Origin of the sequence: Streptomyces sp. NPDC058773 (genome assembly GCF_042746015.1) — a bacterium.
GTDB lineage: Bacteria > Actinomycetota > Actinomycetes > Streptomycetales > Streptomycetaceae > Streptomyces.
Window position 1 is genome coordinate 1 of the sequence record NZ_JBHYPE010000081.1, and the last position, 14,412, is coordinate 14,412.

Here is a 14,412-nt window from a genome sequence, read left to right on the forward strand (position 1 = left end):
GCCGGCAAAACCCCGCCGGGGGGGTGCTCCCCACACCCCCCCCCCCCCCCCCCCCCAACCCCCCCCCCCCCCCCCCCCCCCCCCCCGGGGCCCCCCCCCCCCCCCCGGGGGCCCCCCCACGCCCGTCCCTTTTACCGGCCCCGGGTGCCCGCCCGCGACTCCCTCCGGCGGTCCTCGACGGTGCGGCGGCGGGAGCCTACGTTGAGGCCATGATCATCGATCGCAGCCGCGGGACCCGGCGGCTCGGCTATCCGGCCGCGGCCGGCGTGTTCGCCGTCGGCATGGCCGGGACGACGCTGCCCACCCCGCTGTACGGGCTCTACCGCGTCCAGCTCGGCTTCTCCGAGCTGATGGTCACCGTCGTCTTCGCCGTGTACGCCCTCGGTGTGATCACGGTGCTGCTCCTCGCCGGCAATGTCTCCGACGAGGTGGGCCGGCGGCCGGTGTTGCTGTGCGCGCTGGGCCTGTCGGCGGCGAGCGCGCTGTGTTTCATCTTCGAGGGCGGGCTGCCGGTGCTGCTGCTGGGACGGGTGCTGTCCGGCTTCGCCGCCGGGTTGTTCAGCGGCGCCGCGACGGCGGCCGTGCTGGAGCTCGCCCGGCCCGGCCAGGAAGCACATGCCGGGTTCGCCGCCACCGCAGCGAACATGGGCGGCCTGGGCTGCGGCCCGCTGCTGTCCGGGCTGTTGGCCCAGTACGCACCGTGGCCGCTGGTCCTGCCGTTCCTGGTGCATCTGGTCCTGGTGGCCGGGGCGGCCGCGGTCACCTGGTTCCTGCCGGAGACCGTCCGCGCTCCGCACCGCCCCCGCAAGCTGCGGCCCCAGGGCCTCCGGCTCCCGCCCGAAGTGCGGGGCGTCTTCACCCCCTCGGCCGTCGCCGCGTTCGCCGGTTTCTCCCTCCTGGGGCTGTTCACCGCGGTCGCGCCGAGCTTCCTCCACGAGACGCTCCGGGTGCGCAATCTGGCCGTCGCCGGGCTGGTCGTCTTCACGGTGTTCCTGGGCTCCACGGCCGGGCAGTCCCTGACGGCACGGATCGGCGTACGCAAGGCGCTGCCGGGCGGCTGTCTGGTGCTGGTCGCGGGCCTCCTGCTGGTGGCCGCCTCGCTGGCCGTGACCTCCCTTGTGCTGCTGGTCATCGGCGCGGTGTGCGGCGGCGTCGGCCAGGGCCTGGCGTTCCGGGCCGGACTCACCGCGGTGGGCCACGCGGCACCGCCCGAGCACCGCGGCGAAACCATCTCGGCCTTCTTCCTCGTCGCCTACCTCGGCATCTCCCTGCCGGTGGTCGGCGTCGGCGCGCTCACCCTGGCCCTCGGCCTGCGCGACGCCGGCCTGGCCTTCTCCGCCTGTGTCATCGCGCTCGCCGTCACCGTCGGGCTCTATGTGCTGCGGCATCCGCCGGCCGATACGGACTGATGGCCGGCGGGCGCCGGGCCCCGGATGGCTCACCGGTGGTGCGGCGCCGTCCGTACCGCTCGGATGCGTGCCGCGGCCGGGCGCCACCCGGATGGTCGGCCGGTGTCACTCCCCTGCTCCTCCGGGCACGCCCCCGCGGCGGAGGACGGAAACGCTGAGAGACGGCACGCCGACTGCGCCCGCGCCCGGCCCGCGGGCCGGAACGACAGAAAAGGACCGACCACCTCATGGGCACCCTCACCACGACCGACGGCACGGAGATCTTCTACAAGGACTGGGGAACCGGCCGCCCCGTCGTGTTCAGCCACGGCTGGCCGCTCAACGCCGATGTCTGGGACGACCAGATGCACCTGGTCGCCGCCCACGGATACCGGGCGGTCGCGCACGACCGCCGCGGCCACGGCCGCTCCGGCCAGCCGTGGCAGGGCAACGACATGGACACCTACGCGGACGACCTGGCGCAGCTGATGGAGGCCCTGGACCTGCGGGACGCGGTGCTGGTCGGGCACTCCACCGGCGGTGGTGAGGTCGCCCGCTACATCGGCCGGCACGGCACCGGCCGAGTGGCCAAGGCCGTACTGCTCAGCGCGGTCCCGCCGTTGATGCTCAAGACCGAGGCGAACCCCGAGGGCCTGCCGCGCGCGGTCTTCGACGGAATCCGGGACGGTGTGGCCGGCGACCGGTCGCAGTTCTACCGGGACCTCAGCGAGTCCTTCTACGGCGCCAACCGGAACGGGTCGGCCGTCTCCAAGGGGGTGCGCGACGCCTTCTGGATGTGGAGCATGCAGGTCGGGCTGAAGGGGGCGTACGACTGCGTCAAGCAGTTCTCGGAGACCGATTTCACCGAGGACCTCAAGCGGTTCGACGTCCCCACCCTCATCGTGCACGGCGATGACGACCAGATCGTGCCGCTCGTGGCCGCCGGCCAGAAGTCGGCGAAGCTGGTGCCGAACGCCACGCTCAAGATCTATCCGGGCGCGCCGCACGGCCTCACGGCGGTCGGCTCGTACAAGGACGACTTCCACACCGATCTGCTGGCCTTCCTCAAGAGTTGAGCGCCGCGGGGCGGCCGGGCCGCGGTCCTCAGCGCCCCGTGCCGCGGCCGGCCGCGCCGCGCTCCGGGCTGCGCCACCGCGGCGAACGGCCGAGCGCCGCAAGAATCTTCTCCAGGGTGTCCGCGTCCTCGTCCACGGCCAGCCCCGGACGGAAGGCGCCGGCCGGATCGAGCCGGGCCTCACCGTCCGGGACGGCACGGGCTATCGGCAGGGCGGCCCGCAGGAGTTCGGCGCCCGGGGCGTAGTCGAGGTCCAGGGTGCGGGCGACGTCCCAGGTGTGCACCACGTAGTCGATGAGGTGGAAGCCGAGCGCGCGGACGGCGGGGAAGGTCCGGGTGGCGCTGAACTCCGGGAGGGCGCAGGCCCGTTCCGGGTCGTCCACGGTCGCGAAGGCGGCGATGACGCTCTCGGCCGCGGCGGTGTACTGCCCGGCGGGGTCCGCGCCGGGCGGCCGGACCGACCAGTGCGCCGGATCCCGCCCCTCGCCCCGTGCCGCCGCCGCGAAGCCGTGGTGCTGGGCCGTCATATGGGCGAGCAGAGCGTCCAGGGCCCACGCCGCGCAAGGCGTCGGCAGCGCGAGATCGGCAGGGGTCACGCGACGGATCAAGGTCACGCTGTCCCGGACCGCCCGGGCGTGCAGCCGTCGGAGGTGTGCGAAGTCCGTGTGAGGTACGAAGGCGTCCGCAGTATTCATATGCATGTGCTTACGATCAGCTCAAGCACATGGATTGTCAACGGGTATTTTCTTGACCATGGGCGAGAACACAGCCGACAGGGACACCACATCCGGAGGGCGGCCGGACCGCCCCGACCTGGCGGCGATGGTCGTCCCCCTGGGCCGTGCACTGATGGCGGCCGAACAGCCGGTGCTCGACGCGCACGGCCTGACGATGTGGGCGTACGCGGTCCTGCTGCATCTCGACGAAACCCCGATCCGTACGCAAGCGGCGCTGGCCGAGGCCATCGGGGCGGACAAGACCCGCATCATCGCCGTCCTGGACGACCTGGAGGCCCGGGGCCTGATTGTCCGTCAGCCGGACCCCGGGGACCGCCGGGTGCGGCTGCTGTCCCTCACCGCCGAGGGCCGACGACTGCGGGACGCGGCACAGACCGCGATCCAGGAGGGCGAGGAACGCCTGCTGGCCCGGCTTCCGGCCGCCGATCGCGCCGCTCTCCTGAGGGCGTTGCACACACTGTCCGAACTGCCGGAGCTGACCACACGGAAGCCCGGCCGGGGCTCGTCCCGGAGCTGATCCGCGGGCGGTCCGCCCACCGCAACCGACCCTGCGGGCGGACCGCGAAACCCGGCCCGGACACGCGCCGGTGCCGGCCGAACGGACCTGTCGGTCACATCGGCCGGCACCGGCTGAGGAGCTTTACGGTCAGCGACGGCGACCGTCGCCCCAGCCCCAGCCGCCCCGCTCGCAGCCCTCACTGAAGACCGGGCCGACGTGTTCGATCACGCCCGCGGAGAGCCAGCAGGACGCGTGGTGGCCGTGGCCGTGGCCGCGGTGGTGATGGTGGTGGCGGCCGTCCTTGAAGGCCTGCTGGCCGTTGCAGGCCAGGGCGGCGCTCGCACCGCCCATGACGATGGTGGTGGCCAGGGCGCTGGCTGCGATCGCGGCGCGCATGCGCATGTCTGCTCCTCGAGAGGATCAAAGGGGTATATCGACGTTTGTCAGGATTCACGTTTACGTAACCTTCCAAAACTCGACACGTCGCGAGTTGGGCAAATTGGAGTAAATGATCACCCCGCAGGCACGCGCTCCCGATACGAACGGCAGCGGGCCACGGGGAAGAAGGCCATACGGCAGCGCTCCCGCCGGTGGTCTCGGCGGGAGCGCCTTTCAGGGCAGTCGAGCCCGCAGCGGCGGGCGTCTCGCGGGGTGCTGTGCGGTCAGGCGAGCACCTTGGCCTTGGCCTTCTGGTATTCCTCCTCCGTGATGTCGCCGTGCTTCTTCAGTTCGGCGAGCTTCGCCAGGGAATCCGCGTGCCGGTTCGTCTCGTCACCGGTCGCGATGGTGTCCCGCAGGTAGGCCTGCAGTTGCTTCTGCTGCCGTTCGGCATGGGCGATCTCCCGTTCGCTCATCCCGTGGCCGCGCGCGATCACGTAGATGAAGACGCCCAGGAAGGGCAGCAGGATCACCAGGACCAGCCATCCGGTCTTGCCCCAGCCGCCGAGGTCATGGCTGCGGAAGATGTCACCGATGATGCGGAACAGCAGGATCAGCCACATGACCCACAAAAAGATCAGGCACATGGTCCAGAATGCGTTGAGCAGCGGGTAGTCCATCTCGGCCTCCTATGGCGCCGGTAGCCCCCGAACTCATCCTTCCGTCAGCTCAAGGATCCTCGCCGTCGGCCTCCGCCGCGACCACATCCATGCCGCTGAGGGTCTGTTCCGTCCAGATCACCTTGCCACCGGTCGTGTAGCGGGTCCCCCAGCGTTCGGCCAATTGGGCGACCAGGAAGAGGCCGCGGCCGCCCTCGTCCGTGGTGGCGGCCTGCCGCAGATGCGGTGAGGTGCTGCTGCTGTCGGAGACCTCGCAGATCAGCGAGGTGTCGCGGATCAGCCGTACGCGGATGGGGCCGGCGGCGTACCGGATGGAGTTGGTGACCAGCTCGCTGAGGATCAGCTCGGCGGTGAACGCCTCCTCCGCCAGGCCCCACTCGATCAGCTTGCGGACCGCCGCGGCCCTTATCTGGGCCACCGCCGAGGGGTCGGGCGGCACCTCCCAGTCGGAGACGTGCCCGGTGTCCAGGACCCGGGTGCGGGCGACGAGGAGGGCGATGTCGTCGCTGGGCCGGTCCGGGAGCAACGCGCCGAGCGCGGCCTCGCAGGTCTCGTCCGGTGTCCGGCCGGGGTGATCGGCCAAGGTGCGGCTCAGCAGCGCCATGCCCTCGTCGAGGTCCCGGTTCCGGTCCTCCACGAGCCCGTCGGTGAAGAGCACCAACCGGCTCTCCTCGGGCAGTTGCCGCTGCCAGGTCTCGAAGGGCAGGCCGCCGAGCCCGAGGGGCGGGCCGCCGGGCACGTCGGCGACCTCGGCGGTGCCGTCCGGCCGCAGCAGTACGGGCTGGACGTGCCCGGCGCGCGCCATCGTGCAGTGCCCGGAGGCCGGGTCGTAGATGGCGTAGAGGCAGGTGGCTCCGGTGACCGAGCCCTCGGCCTCCTCGGCGCCCTCGTCCTGGTCGATCCGGGTGACCAGTTCGTCGAGGTGCCAGAGGATTTCGTCGGGCGGCAGGTCCAGGTTGGCGAAGTTGTGCACGGCGGTGCGCAGCCGGCCCATGGTGGCGGCGGCGTGCAGGCCGTGCCCCACCACGTCGCCGACGACGAGCGCGACCCGGGCGCCGGGCAGCGGGATGATGTCGAACCAGTCGCCGCCGACGCCGCCGAGCCCGCCGCGTCCGGCCTGCGCGGGCAGATACCGGTAGGCGGCCTCGACGGCGTTCTGCTCCGGGAGGGCGCGGGGCAGCAGACTGCGCTGGAGGGTGACCGCCATGGTGTGTTCGCGGGTGTAGCGGCGGGCGTTGTCGATGCTCACCGCGGCGCGGGCGACCAGCTCCTCGGCGACCGAGAGGTCCTCCTCCTCGAACGGCTCGGGCTCGTTCGAGCGCCAGAAGATGGCCACGCCCAGGATGACGCCGCGGGCGCGCAGCGGCACCGCGATCCGCGAGTGGATACCGTGCTGGACGATCTTCCTGGCCCGTTCGGGACTCTGCAGATGCCAGCCGGAGAACGCCGACAGATCCGGTTCCAGGGCCGACTTTCCGCTGGCCAGGCCCGCGCCGAGGGCGGTGGCGGGCTCGAAGCGGATCAGCTTGCCGACGGGGTACAGGCCGCTGTCGGGCGGGGCGCCCCGGGAAGCGATCCGCCGCATCTCGAGAACCGCACTGCCGGGGGCAGTCGGCTCCTCACCGATGAGTACGTCCTCGGCCAGGTCCACCGTGACGATGTCGGCGAAGCGGCTGGCGCCGAAGTCCGCGAGCTCCTCGCAGGTGTGCACCACGTCGAGGGTGGTGCCGATCTCGGTCCCGGCGTCGTAGAGGAGCTTCAGACGGCCCCGGGCCACGTCGGCCCGGCCGGTCAGCGCCCGGAGCTCGGTGGTGTCCCGCAGCGTGGTGACGCTGCCGGGCGGCCCGCCGGCCTGGTCCGTCGAGCGCTGGTTGACGGCCAGCAGCCGGTCGCCGACCGGATGGACCTCGTCGGTGACGACCCGGCCGGAGGCCAGCAGATGCGCGGTGGCGGGGTCGAGCCCGAGGTCGGCGACCTGGCGGCCCTCGACGTCCGCCGGCAGGCCGAGCAGCCGGCGTGCCTCGTCGTTGGCGAGCAGCAGACAGCCGTCGCCGCCCACGATGATCACGCCTTCCCGGACCGCGTGCAGAACCGCGTCGTGGTGCTCGTACATCCGGGTCATCTCGGCCGGGCCGAGGCCGTGGGTCTGGCGCCGCAGTCGCCTGCTGACCAGTGCGGTACCGCTGGTGGTGATCAGCAGGACGCCGGCCGCGGCGCCGAACAGCAGCGGGAACTGGTCGTCGACGACACCGCTCACACGGTTGACGGTGATCCCTGCCGAGACCAGCCCGATGACCTTGCCCTTGTCCGAACCGCTGTGGCTGAAGACCGGGACCACGGCCTGGACGAGCGGACCGATGGTGCCGGTGATCTTCTCGGTGACCAGCCCGCCGGCCAGTGCCGGCTGGATGGTGCCGACGAACTTCTTACCGATGCGGTTGGTGATGGGGTGGGTGTAGCGGATGCCCTGGGTGTTCATCACGACGATGAAGTCGACCTCGGAGCGTTTGCGGGCGGCCTCGGCCCGTGGCTGGAGCACGGTGGTCGGGTGGCCGCTCTTCAGCGCAGCCTCGGTGCCGGGTGCGTTGGCGAAGGTCTCAGCGACGGCGACGGACCGGTTGCGGGCCTCGCGGTCTCCGTCGGCCCGGGATTGCAGCACGAGTGCCGCGATGGCGGCGGCGACGAGCAACACCACGATCGCCACCTGCAGGAGAAAGACCTGACCTGCGACAGTTCGCATCCTGAGAACCGAACGCGGGCGGCCGTAGCGTCCGGCCATGTCCTCTTTCTACACCTCCCGCATACGGTGGGCGAGCCGCGCGATGCGGAGCGCAGCAGCCACCACGGCATGTCCGCGAGGTCCCGTCCGGCCGGGCGGCCTCACGGCTTTCCGAGGATGATCCCGTGATCCGCGGCCGGGCGCCAGAGGGCAGGAAGACCCCCCGGTACGTTTCACTGCTACGCACATGCGAATCTCTCCGACTAAGGGGACATACCCGGCGGGGGCCGGACGCCACCCCATCGGGAACAAATCGCCCAGGGCGTCGGTGCTTCATGTAACTCTTCCCACAGGCCGGGCGGCTTGCCTCATCGGACTCTGCCGGTCGGGTGAGCCGAGCGCCGGCGCAACGTGCCTGGTCAGCCCGGCTCACCGGGGAGCCGGAGCCGGCCCGCGGGCCACCTGAGGGGGGCCTTTGTCGCCCTCCGGGCCGTCGGCACGGTATGAGACGTTCGTGGGCATGCATGTTCCCGAGGAGATCCGAGCCGAGGCGGCCGCGCTCATCGACCACCACGCGCTCGGACTGTGGAAGCCGAACGATGCCGACCGGCGTACCGCCGTGGCGTTGTTCCACTTCCTCGAAACCGGTCTGCCGCTCACGGGCGAGCAGCTCCGGTCCGCCCTCGCGCACCCGGCACCGGCCGCCGAGATGAGCGAGCGGCTGCGGGAGCTGCTGCGGGGCACGGCCGGGCTGCTCGACGACGCCCCGGTGGCCGAGGGTCCCGCCGGGCGGGACGCCGTCGACCACGTGTGCCTCCTCCTGGACGCGCTGGCGCTCTCCCGGCTCGGCGACCGGTAGACGCAAGGCCCGCCCGGCGCAGACGCCGGGCGGGCGGTTCGCGGGCCGCTGCGGCCCTGGAGCGGATCTCCGTACAGACCCGCCCTATGCGGGAAGCGAGGGGGCGGTCTCCCCAACGGGGGCCTGCTCGTCCTCGGGGACCGAGATCACCCAGTGGGTGTCCTGGCGCGGGCGGAGGTAGCACGCCCAGTACAGCGCGGCGGCGGCCACGATGACGCCGGTGATCACCAGGCTCTTGGTGCTCTGCTGGTAGAGCACCCACGCCAGCACCACGACCAGCAGCGCCGGGACCGCCGGCCACAGCGGCATCCGCCAGGCCGTCCGGTGCTTGTGCTCACCGCGGCGCGAGACCAGGGCCCCCAGGGCGACGAAGACGTACATCGCCGCGACGGCCACACCGGTGACCTCGCTCAGGGTGTCGAGGTTGACGAAGCACAGCGCCGCACCGGGAACACCCACCGCGAGGGTGGCCGCCCACGGGGAGCCGAAGCGCCGGCCGACGTGCGAGAAGACCCGGTTGACGGCGGTCGGCCAGGCCGCGTCGCGCGCCGACGAGAAGACCACCCGGGAGTTCTGGATCACCATCACGATCGCCGCATTGATGATCGCCAGGGCGATGCAGAGGCTGACGAAGGTGCCGATGCCCGAGTTGCTCCACTCCTGCACCATCCCGGCGACGTCACCGGCGCCGAGCGTCTTGAGGTCGGGGGCACCGAGGGTGATCGCGACCACCGGGATCAGGACGACGGCCGCGCCGATGGCGAGGGTCCACAGCACGGTGCGGGAGACGTTGCGGCGGGGGTTGTCCATCTCCTCGGCGAGGTACACGGCGGTGGAGAAGCCCTGGAGGATGAAGAGCGCGGTGGCCAAGCCGGTCACCACGAGTCCGGCGGTGACGGCGCTGCTGTGTCCGTTCCCGGCGTCGATGACGGGGTGCACGAGCACGGACGCGGAGCGCTCGGTGTGGGTGAAGCCCAGGAAGGCGACGACCGCGCAGGCCACGACTTCGAGGACCAGGAAGATGCCGGTGATCCAGGCGTTGGCCCGCAGGTCGAGCAGGCCCATCGCGGTGGCCAGCAGCATCACGGCGGCGGCGGTGTACTGCGGATCCAGTCGCATGACCGGCGCCAGATAGTCGGCCGTCCCCAGGGCGATGATGGGCGGCACGATCATGACGACGATCAGCGAGAGCACGAAAACCAGCCACCCGGCCAGGCGGCCCATGAGCGTGCCGACCATCGCGTACTCACCGCCGGAGCTCGGGATCAGTGTGCCGAGCTCGGAGTAGGTGAAGGCCACGCCGATGCACAGCAGGGCCGCGACGGCGATGGTGAGTGCGGTGCCCGTGCCCAGGGACGCGAAGGAGTCCGGCACGATCACGAAGAGCGAGGACGCCGGGGTCAGACAGGACAGCGTGAGCAGGGTGCCGCCGACCACACCGATCGACCGGGTGAGTTTGGGGGTGGTGGAGGAGTCCCCCTCCGTCGCGCCACGGGTGGCCCGCTCAGGTGCTGCGGGGGCAACAGGCGTGTAGGGCATATCGGTATCCGTATCCCATCGGTGCTGGCGGCAAGAGGGAGTGGCACTTCGGGGACGAGCGCCGCAAAACAGTGCGGACCCGGACATCCACCGGCCCGCGCTGGTGACCGAATACAACCCCTGCCGACGACTCCCGTCAAGGGTTCATCAAGGCCCGAGCGCAACGAAATCCGTAGTCATTGCACCCTTCGGGAACGCTTATCCGTGATCCATCGCGGAAATCAAGCGGATTCCGCGTCCGCGGGGGCGGTACGGATTCCCCTCGGGGCGCCGCCGAATCCACGCGCCCGACCGCCCCATGTACCCCGTGCACGCCGGGTACCCCGGTCGGGGCACTCCGGCCCCCTGCCCACCGTCTGTCCGCCGCCCCGGCCGCCCGCAGCCGTCAGGCCTCGTGCGCATGCACCCGGGCTATGAGCAGTGCGACGTCGTCGTGGTCGTGCTCGTCGCGCAGGGCGCCCAGGAGGCGGTCGCAGAGGCCCTCCAGATCCCGCTGGGGTTCGGCCAGCAGCTCCAGCAGGGTGTCCAGCCGGGCGTCGATGGGCTGCTCCCGGGTTTCGATCAACCCGTCGGTGTAGAGCACCAGTTGGTCGCCGTCGCGGAGCGACACCGTGGTCTGCTCGAAGGGCACGCCGCCGACCCCGAGCGGCGCGCCGGTAGGCAGTTCGAGCAGCTCGGGCGGGCGGTCCGGCCGTACGACGATGGGCGGCAGATGCCCGGCGACGGCGATCCGGCACTCCATGCGATGCGGGTCGTACACGGCATAAAGACAGGTGGCGAAGGCCGGGTCGAGGCCGACGGCGATGTGGTCGAGGTGGCGGAGCACCTCGGCGGGGTCGAGGTCGAGGTCGGCCAGGGCGCGGGCGGTGGTGCGCAGCTGGCCCATGGTGGCGGCGGCGTTGATACCACTGCCCATCACGTCGCCGACCACCAGCGCGGTCTTGTCGCCGGCCACCGGGATGGCGTCGAACCAGTCGCCGCCGACCTCGCTGGCCGCCTGGGCGGGCTGGTAGCGGTAGGCGATCTCCATGGCCTTGGGCTGCGGCGGCCGGTGGTTCATCAGATGGCGCTGGAGGGTGAGCGCGGTGCGGCGTTCGCTCTGGTACGAGCGGGCGTTGTCGATGCACACCGCCGCCCGCGCCGACAGCTCGACGGCGAGCACCGCGTCGTCCTCGTCGAACGGCTCCGGGTTGCGGACGCGGTACAGCGACAGCGCACCGAGAACCTCACCGCGGGCGATCAGCGGCACGGCGAGGTAGGAGTGCAGCCCGGCCCTGCCGAGGAGCGCGGCGCCCTGCGGGTCGGCGGCGATGTGCGGCAGATCCTCCGCGCTCACCTGGGGGACGAGCACCGGACGGGCCTCGGTGACACACCGGGTGATCAGCCGGTCGGCTTCGTACGAGGCGATCTGGCCGGTGGGGTCGGCGGCCCGCTCGGCCTCGGTGGAGTAGGCCGCGGCGACGGCGAGCGCCCGGAAGCGGGCCGGGCCGCCGCGGGACAGCGAGGTCGGGCGACGGCCGTCCAGCACGGCGTCGAGCACATCGACCGCGGCCATGTCCGCCAGCTCGGGCACGATGACATCGGCCAGTTCGTGGGCGGTCTGGTCGACGTCGAGAGTGGTGCCGACGGTGGCGGAGGCGTCGGCGATGACGGCCAGCCGGCGGCGGGCGCGGGCGGCCTCGGTGGCGGAGCGGTGCTGCTCGGTGACGTCCACGACGGAGGTGGCCAGTCCCAGCACCCGGCCGTGGGCGTCCTCCAGCCGGTAGTACGACACCGACCAGGCGCGGTCGGCGTGGGGGTCGGCGGCGGTGCGGCCGACGGTGTACTGGTCGAGCAGCGGCGTTCCGGTGTCGAGGACCTGGCGCATGCTCGTGGTGATGGTGTCGGTGTCCAGGAAGGACAGCGCCTCCCGGACATCGCGGCCGATGTGCTGGTCGGCGGGCAGGTCGTTGATGCGCTCCAGCGCCGGATTGACCATCACGAAGCGCAGCGAGGTGTCCAGGACGGCCAGGCCGATCGGCGACTGGGCCACCAGGCGGACGGACAGCGCCAGATCCCGCTCCACCCGCCGCAGCACGGCCTGGTCCGTGGCGATGCCCAGGGCGTAGGACTCACCGCGCTCGTCCAGCAGCCGCATGTTGCGGAACTCGACGAGCCGGGTGCTGCCGTCCTTGTGCTGGACCGGAAAGACCCCGGCCCAGCTCTCGCCGCCCGCCATGACCTGGGAGAACAGCCCCAGCACCAGATCGAAGTGCTCCGGGCCGACCAGCAGCTGCGCGGCGGAGCGGCCGAGTGCCTCCTTCGCGCTCCAGCCGAACAGCGCCTCGGCCTGCGGGCTCCACAGGGTGATCCGTCCGTCCGCGTCCAGCATCACCGCGGCGACGCCCAGCACGTCCAAGAGGCCGCCGGGCTGCCCAGGTGTGGCCCCCACCGGGGCAGCACCTTCGGGGAACGCGTCGGTCGCACCCATCCAGGCACTCCTTCCGCCGGTCATCGCAGACCGACAGCCGTGGCGCTCTCCGTACATCGGCCGATTCTCGCTGTGCTTCCGTTGCTCCCCATCATCTCTCGACACGGGACGGACCCGCAGGGAGAGCGAGATCCGCAGGGCCTCTGCGCCCCGTGCGCGAGGGAGCATTATCCGACGCGAGCCCCAGGTCGGCGACCTGGTTGACGATATTCGGGGCGAGGAATCCGGCCGGGAACCGACCGCGGGCGGCCGGGGGCGACCGCGGGACAACCCCGGGGCCCGGAATCCGACTTGGAGTTGTTGATCACATGCGACTACCCTCGCTTTAGTTGCCTCCAGCAACTAAAAGACCCACCCCGGCGCGCCGCACCCGCCGGCGTCAGGAGGAAGCCGCACATCATGCCCATCGCCGCCCGGACATTCCGTACCCACGTGGAGGAGAACCTCGATGCACTTGGCGCCGACCCGGCGCGCGAAGCCCTGGTCCACCAAGGCCGCCGCGTCACCGCGGGCGAGTTCCGCGCACTGGTCCACCGCCTGGCCCGCGCCCTGCGCGCCCGGGGCGTCGACCGCGGCGCGACCGTCACCCTGCTCAGCGGCAACCTCCCGGAGACCATCGCCGCCCGCTACGCCGCCAATCTGATCGGCGCCCGGGTCAACCACCTCTACAACAAGCTGTCCGCCGAGTCGCAGGCCGACATCGTCCGCGATGTCGAGACCCGGGCCCTGATCGTCGACCCGCGGTACGCCGAACGGGCCGCCGAGGTCACGGAGTTGGCCCCGGTACCGGACGTGCTGGTGCTCGGTCCGGCGAAACTGGGCGCGGATCTGCTGGAGCTGGCGGCCGGACAGTCCGACGAGCCGTTCGCGAGCCGGGCCCGGCCCGACGACATCTGCACCATCCGCCACACCGGCGGCACCACCGGCCACCCGAAGGGCATCTGCACCACCTTCGAGCAGGCCCGCTGGTTCCGCGGAGTGCAGCCGCAGCCGTCGGAGTTCGAGCACCGGCAGCTGGTCTGCACCACCCTGGCGCACGCCGCGGGCATGATGGCGGACCGCACGCTGCACGAGGGCGGCACCGTCGTCCTGCTCGACGACTTCGACCCCGGCACCGTGCTCGCCGCCGTCGCCCGCGAGCGCATCACCGAACTGTTCCTGTTGCCGCCGCTGCTCTACCAGTTGATGGACCACCCGGACGCCGCGCACACCGACACCTCCAGCCTGCGGAGGCTGACGTACGGCGGCTGCCAGTCGTCCCCGGCCCGGATAGCCGACGCGGTGCGGAGGTTCGGCCCGGTGCTGGTGCAGGGCTACGGACAGAACGAGGCCGGCAGCATCAGCGTGCTCACCCCGGAGGACCACGACCCGCAGCGGCCCGACCGGCTGCGTTCGGCGGGGAAGGTGCTGGACGACGTCGAGGTGGAGGTCCGCGACGAGTCGGGCCGCGCACTGCCCGCCGGTGAACACGGCGAGGTCTGTGTGCGCTCCGCCATGACCATGAAGGGGTACTGGAAGCAGCCCGAGCTGACCGCCGAGGTGCTGCGGGACGGCTGGCTGCACACCGGGGACATCGGATTCCTCGACGACGAGGGGTACCTGACCATCGTCGACCGGATCAAGGACATGATCGTCGTGGTCGGCGGCCATGTGTACACCACCGAACTGGAGGACCTGCTGAACTCGCACCCGCAGGTACTGCAGAGCGCGGTGTTCGGAGTCCGGGACGCCGACCGGATGGAGCGGGTGCACGCCGCGGTGGTGCGGGCGCCCGGGAGCGACGTCGACGAGGGGCAGCTGCGCGAGATGGTGTGCGCGGAGCGCGGTGCGATGTACGAGCCGCACCGGGTCACCTTCGTCGAGGCGCTGCCGCTGACCGACGCGGGCAAGCCCGACAAGAAGGAGCTGCGCCGGCGGGCCGATCAGCAGGCCCGCGCGACCGGCTGACAGCGGCGACGGGCCGCCCCCGCCCCCCGCGGGCGGGGCGCCCCCCCGCGGGTGGCGGGGCGGGGGAGGCCCCCCGCGCCGACCCGGAGCCCCCCCACCCCAACAAGACAACCGCCCACCC

At 71.8% G+C, this 14,412-nt stretch carries 11 protein-coding genes; 5 read left to right on the forward strand and 6 right to left on the reverse strand.

Annotated elements, in window-relative coordinates; translation table 11 throughout:
• Nucleotides 1-209 precede the first annotated feature (209 nt).
• Nucleotides 210-1,409, forward strand: a complete 1,200-nt coding sequence (locus ACFW5B_RS34555; protein ID WP_386448844.1) for an MFS transporter — start codon at nucleotides 210-212, stop codon at nucleotides 1,407-1,409.
• Nucleotides 1,410-1,636: 227 nt separating this feature from the next.
• Nucleotides 1,637-2,464, forward strand: a complete 828-nt coding sequence (locus ACFW5B_RS34560) for an alpha/beta fold hydrolase (protein ID WP_386448847.1) — start codon at nucleotides 1,637-1,639, stop codon at nucleotides 2,462-2,464.
• 28 nt (nucleotides 2,465-2,492) lie between these two features.
• On the opposite strand, the gene ACFW5B_RS34565 is transcribed toward ACFW5B_RS34560, so the two are convergent.
• Complete coding sequence (locus ACFW5B_RS34565) at nucleotides 2,493-3,164, reverse strand: TIGR03086 family metal-binding protein (protein ID WP_386448850.1); 672 nt, start codon at nucleotides 3,162-3,164, stop codon at nucleotides 2,493-2,495.
• A gap of 52 nt (nucleotides 3,165-3,216) precedes the next feature.
• On the opposite strand from ACFW5B_RS34565, the gene ACFW5B_RS34570 reads away from it, so the two are divergent.
• The gene (locus ACFW5B_RS34570; RefSeq protein WP_386448853.1) at nucleotides 3,217-3,717 is read left to right on the forward strand and encodes a MarR family winged helix-turn-helix transcriptional regulator; all 501 of its coding nucleotides are present in this window, start codon (nucleotides 3,217-3,219) and stop codon (nucleotides 3,715-3,717) included.
• Between the two features lie 129 nt (nucleotides 3,718-3,846).
• Here the strand turns inward: ACFW5B_RS34570 and ACFW5B_RS34575 are convergent, their stop codons facing one another.
• The 3 genes from ACFW5B_RS34575 to ACFW5B_RS34585 form a co-directional block, all read right to left on the reverse strand.
• On the reverse strand, nucleotides 3,847-4,101 hold the full coding sequence (locus tag ACFW5B_RS34575; RefSeq protein WP_386448856.1) for a hypothetical protein: 255 nt from the start codon (nucleotides 4,099-4,101) through the stop codon (nucleotides 3,847-3,849).
• Between the two features lie 260 nt (nucleotides 4,102-4,361).
• The gene (locus tag ACFW5B_RS34580; RefSeq protein WP_386448859.1) at nucleotides 4,362-4,757 is read right to left on the reverse strand and encodes an SHOCT domain-containing protein; all 396 of its coding nucleotides are present in this window, start codon (nucleotides 4,755-4,757) and stop codon (nucleotides 4,362-4,364) included.
• Between the two features lie 49 nt (nucleotides 4,758-4,806).
• Nucleotides 4,807-7,536: a SpoIIE family protein phosphatase gene (locus ACFW5B_RS34585; protein WP_386448862.1), complete on the reverse strand. Its 2,730-nt coding sequence runs from the start codon at nucleotides 7,534-7,536 to the stop codon at nucleotides 4,807-4,809.
• Nucleotides 7,537-7,996: 460 nt separating this feature from the next.
• Between ACFW5B_RS34585 and ACFW5B_RS34590 the strand changes: the two genes are divergently transcribed.
• Nucleotides 7,997-8,335, forward strand: coding sequence for a hypothetical protein (locus tag ACFW5B_RS34590; RefSeq protein ID WP_386448865.1), 339 nt, complete (start codon nucleotides 7,997-7,999; stop codon nucleotides 8,333-8,335).
• Nucleotides 8,336-8,419: 84 nt separating this feature from the next.
• On the opposite strand, the gene ACFW5B_RS34595 is transcribed toward ACFW5B_RS34590, so the two are convergent.
• Both ACFW5B_RS34595 and ACFW5B_RS34600 read right to left on the reverse strand, forming a co-directional pair.
• Nucleotides 8,420-9,874, reverse strand: coding sequence for an APC family permease (locus ACFW5B_RS34595; RefSeq protein ID WP_386448868.1), 1,455 nt, complete (start codon nucleotides 9,872-9,874; stop codon nucleotides 8,420-8,422).
• Nucleotides 9,875-10,259: 385 nt separating this feature from the next.
• Nucleotides 10,260-12,344: a SpoIIE family protein phosphatase gene (locus ACFW5B_RS34600; protein WP_386448871.1), complete on the reverse strand. Its 2,085-nt coding sequence runs from the start codon at nucleotides 12,342-12,344 to the stop codon at nucleotides 10,260-10,262.
• A gap of 399 nt (nucleotides 12,345-12,743) precedes the next feature.
• Between ACFW5B_RS34600 and ACFW5B_RS34605 the strand changes: the two genes are divergently transcribed.
• The gene (locus ACFW5B_RS34605) at nucleotides 12,744-14,291 is read left to right on the forward strand and encodes an AMP-binding protein (RefSeq protein WP_386448874.1); all 1,548 of its coding nucleotides are present in this window, start codon (nucleotides 12,744-12,746) and stop codon (nucleotides 14,289-14,291) included.
• The last annotated feature ends 121 nt before the right edge of the window (nucleotides 14,292-14,412 follow it).

Coding starts and splice junctions, on each gene's coding strand:
- ACFW5B_RS34590 (WP_386448865.1), top strand. CDS start 7,997: ATGCATGTTCCCGAGGAGATCCGAGCCGAGGCGGCCGCGCTCATCGAC.
- ACFW5B_RS34605 (WP_386448874.1), top strand. CDS start 12,744: ATGCCCATCGCCGCCCGGACATTCCGTACCCACGTGGAGGAGAACCTC.
- ACFW5B_RS34600 (WP_386448871.1), bottom strand. CDS start 12,344: ATGGGTGCGACCGACGCGTTCCCCGAAGGTGCTGCCCCGGTGGGGGCC.
- ACFW5B_RS34585 (WP_386448862.1), bottom strand. CDS start 7,536: ATGGCCGGACGCTACGGCCGCCCGCGTTCGGTTCTCAGGATGCGAACT.
- ACFW5B_RS34570 (WP_386448853.1), top strand. CDS start 3,217: ATGGGCGAGAACACAGCCGACAGGGACACCACATCCGGAGGGCGGCCG.
- ACFW5B_RS34575 (WP_386448856.1), bottom strand. CDS start 4,101: ATGCGCATGCGCGCCGCGATCGCAGCCAGCGCCCTGGCCACCACCATC.
- ACFW5B_RS34555 (WP_386448844.1), top strand. CDS start 210: ATGATCATCGATCGCAGCCGCGGGACCCGGCGGCTCGGCTATCCGGCC.
- ACFW5B_RS34565 (WP_386448850.1), bottom strand. CDS start 3,164: ATGCATATGAATACTGCGGACGCCTTCGTACCTCACACGGACTTCGCA.
- ACFW5B_RS34580 (WP_386448859.1), bottom strand. CDS start 4,757: ATGGACTACCCGCTGCTCAACGCATTCTGGACCATGTGCCTGATCTTT.
- ACFW5B_RS34595 (WP_386448868.1), bottom strand. CDS start 9,874: ATGCCCTACACGCCTGTTGCCCCCGCAGCACCTGAGCGGGCCACCCGT.
- ACFW5B_RS34560 (WP_386448847.1), top strand. CDS start 1,637: ATGGGCACCCTCACCACGACCGACGGCACGGAGATCTTCTACAAGGAC.